The organism is Guyparkeria sp. SCN-R1 (genome assembly GCF_003932495.1).
Taxonomy (GTDB): Bacteria; Pseudomonadota; Gammaproteobacteria; order Halothiobacillales; family Halothiobacillaceae; genus Guyparkeria.
The window spans coordinates 1-350 of sequence record NZ_QZMT01000059.1 but is presented as its reverse complement, the minus strand read 5'-3'; the positions used below and the strand labels follow the sequence as shown (position 1 = coordinate 350).

General features: G+C 64.0%; 1 pseudogene. It reads left to right on the top strand.

Annotated features, from left to right (window positions below):
- Positions 1-196 precede the first annotated feature (196 nt).
- Positions 197-350, top strand: a pseudogene (locus tag D5687_RS11170) (DUF1538 domain-containing protein); the annotation flags it as partial.

Below are 350 nucleotides of genomic sequence, written 5' to 3'. Positions count from 1 at the left end.
CTGCTAGTGGAATTGCTTGAAGCTTCTCTCGAGCTCGCGAAACCGGCATTCTACTTGCGCGAATTCAGGTGTTCGATTCTAAAGTAGCACCGGGACGGGGGCGCAACCAGCCAACCCAGGGCGACCGTTCCGGGCCGCTTTCTTCCCGGGAGCCATTCGCGACGTGACGGACCTGCAGATCTTCTGGCACACGCTGATGCACGCGGCACGCAACCTCGCACCGATCGTGATCGTGGTGGCGGCATTCCAGGCGCTGGTGCTGCACTCGGTGCCGGACGGTCTGGTCGGCATCGCCATCGGGCTCGGCGTGGTGGTGGTCGGCGTGGCGCTGTTCCTGCAGGGGCTGGAGA